Annotated in this window: 4 protein-coding genes and 1 pseudogene; 4 read left to right on the plus strand and 1 reads right to left on the minus strand. The window is 40.0% G+C overall.

What is annotated here, in order from left to right:
* The 4 genes and pseudogenes from ENH88_RS07185 to ENH88_RS07200 all read left to right on the plus strand — a co-directional run.
* A pseudogene (locus ENH88_RS07185) lies at positions 1 to 110 on the plus strand (UDP-3-O-(3-hydroxymyristoyl)glucosamine N-acyltransferase); the annotation flags it as partial.
* 26 nt (positions 111 to 136) lie between these two features.
* Positions 137 to 589, plus strand: coding sequence for a 3-hydroxyacyl-ACP dehydratase FabZ (gene fabZ / locus ENH88_RS07190; RefSeq protein WP_024599065.1), 453 nt, complete (start codon positions 137 to 139; stop codon positions 587 to 589).
* 2 nt (positions 590 to 591) lie between these two features.
* Positions 592 to 1,362: an acyl-ACP--UDP-N-acetylglucosamine O-acyltransferase gene (gene lpxA / locus ENH88_RS07195; RefSeq protein ID WP_182674384.1), complete on the plus strand. Its 771-nt coding sequence runs from the start codon at positions 592 to 594 to the stop codon at positions 1,360 to 1,362.
* A gap of 150 nt (positions 1,363 to 1,512) precedes the next feature.
* Complete coding sequence (locus ENH88_RS07200; protein ID WP_182780454.1) at positions 1,513 to 1,905, plus strand: septal ring lytic transglycosylase RlpA family protein; 393 nt, start codon at positions 1,513 to 1,515, stop codon at positions 1,903 to 1,905.
* Here ENH88_RS07200 and ENH88_RS07205 read toward each other — a convergent pair.
* A partial coding sequence (locus ENH88_RS07205; protein WP_304181186.1) for an amino acid ABC transporter ATP-binding/permease protein occupies positions 1,888 to 2,578 on the minus strand: 691 nt, incomplete at its 5' end. The two genes, ENH88_RS07200 and ENH88_RS07205, sit on opposite strands and share 18 nt — an antisense overlap.

Consider the following 2,578-nt stretch of genomic DNA (forward strand, 5'->3'; position numbering starts at 1 on the left):
GTATGCCCCATACAACAAACAAAGAATGGCGTAAAACTATTGCTCACTTGCGTAACCTTTCAGATATGAAGTCTCGTCTTAAAGCGCTTGAAGCATTGGCTAAGTCATAATATTGAACACTAATAAGGATGCTATTTTGGCAAACGAATTAAATAGCCTTGATATTCAAGAAATTTTAGCTTTATTACCGCATCGTTACCCGATGCTACTAATTGATCGTGTTATCGATTTTACTCCAGGTAAATCTTTACATGCTATTAAAAATGTTTCTATAAACGAACCTATTTTCACTGGGCACTTTCCAAACCAGCCCATCTTTCCGGGTGTGTTAATTTTAGAAGCGATGGCACAAGCAACGGGTTTATTGGGTTTTAAAACGGTTGAAAATCGCAGCGAAAATGAGCTTTATTTGTTTGCAGCTGTTGATAATGCGCGCTTTAAGCAACCTGTAATACCAGGCGATACAATGCATCTTCATGTTGAGTTTTTAAAAGAACGTCGCAACATTTGGAAGTTTTCTGCAGAAGCAAAAGTCGACGGCAAAGTAGTATGTAGTGCCGAAATTATGTGTGCTAGAAGAGAGTTTTAATAGTGATCCATTCTACAGCAATAATCGAACCTGGCGCTAAACTAGGCAACAATGTCTCAGTTGGTCCGTATAGTTATATTGGCAATGATGTTGTTATCGGTGATAACTGTATTATTGAGTCTCACGTTGTTGTTAAAGGGCCGTCAACTATTGGCTCTGGCAATCATATTTTTCAATTTGCGTCTGTAGGCGAAGCCTGCCAAGACAAAAAATACAATAACGAGCCAACTACATTGATCATGGGTGATAACAACGTTATCCGTGAATGTGCCACAATTCACCGTGGAACGATTCAAGACCAAGGCGTTACTAAAATTGGTAGTAATAATTTGTTTATGGCTTATACCCACGTTGCACATGACGCGGTAATTGGCGATAACGTAATTTTTGCTAACAATGCAAGTGTAGCCGGCCATGTACATGTTGGTGACTGGGTTATCCTTGGTGGTAATTCGGGTGTTCATCAGTTTTGTAAAATTGGTGCGCATGCCTTTATTGGTATGTATTCAGGTGTTAACAAAGATGTACCACCATTTGTTACTACCATTGGTATGCCTGCAGGTCCTGCAGCTATCAATAAAGAAGGCATGAAGCGTCGTGGTTTCGAAAGTGATGAAATTATGGCTGTACGCCGCGCATACAAAGCATTTTATCGTAAAAGCTTAGGTGCTGAAGAAGCTATTGAGTCGCTTAGTGAGGATGCCGCAAAGTATCCTGCTGTGAAATTGATGGTCGACTTTGTTAAAAGCTCAGAGCGCGGTATCGTAAGATAATTCGCGAGTTTTGCTATAAGCATTAAAAAAACCACCCTAGATGATAAATCGAAGGTGGTTTTTTTATTGCCCATGGTTTAGACCCAATTCAGTTAATACTCAGCGAACTCAAGTTAGTATGCATCTAATTTGTATAATAAAAGTCATCCTATGCGTTTACCTAAGTTAGTTGTCACTCTTTTTATTACTTCAGCTTTAGCCGCTTGTAGTAGCCAGCCTATTGTTAAATCATCTACTGGGGAAATCACACAAGTTGGGAAAGCATCTTTTTATGCTGATAAATACCACGGGAGAACAACTGCCAACGGAGAGCGCTTTAGCCAACAAGCTGCAACGGCAGCCCATTTAGAATTCGATTTTGGTACTAAAGTAATTGTTACCAACCTAGCTAATAATAAATCAGTCACAGTAAGAATAAATGACAGAGGCCCGTATGTGCGAGGTCGTATTATTGATTTATCAAAAAGCATGTTTAAAAAAATAGCCGACCCTAAAGTCGGCGTTATTGATGTATCAGTAAAGGTATTAAAACCGGGTAGTTAGTGCCACATAATCTGGATAAGCGCTACTGAGCTCTTTGTGAGAGCCTTGAGCCACTACTTTACCGTCTTCTAACCATACAACATTATCCATTTGAGCAAGTAGAGCGGGATCGTGCGTAATTGTGAGCACACTCGCGTTATTCATAACATGCATGATTGCTTGCATTACCCCTTGCTTAGATTGATTATCAAGACCTTCTGTTGGTTCATCAAGGACTAAAATAGCAGGGTTTTTAAGTAATGCTTGCGCAATGGCTATACGCCTAGATTGGCCTTGCGATACGTTACGTCCGCCAGTGCCTAATCGTGTTTTCATGCCTTCTTTTAGTTCATTAAACCATGGGCTTAATTGCGCTAACGTTAGCGCTTCAATCATTTGCTCTTTAGTGGCACTCGGCGCGGCATAACGCAAATTTTCACTGAGTGTGCCATCAAAAATATGATGCTGCTGAGCGAGTATATTTATAACGTTTGCGCGTATATCGCTATTTAATGAATGTAAATTAACAACACTATTTTGATTGTTTAGAGTGATGCTCCCTTGTTGCAAAGGCCATAAACCAGTAAGTAAATTTACAAGCGTGGTTTTACCGCTGCCGCTTCTACCGACAATCGCTACTTTTTGCTGAGGCATCAGCTCAAAGCTAACATCAGTTAGTGCTATTTGTTCACCA

The sequence above is a fragment of the Pseudoalteromonas prydzensis genome, assembly GCF_011050055.1.
Taxonomy (GTDB): domain Bacteria; phylum Pseudomonadota; class Gammaproteobacteria; order Enterobacterales; family Alteromonadaceae; genus Pseudoalteromonas; species Pseudoalteromonas prydzensis_A.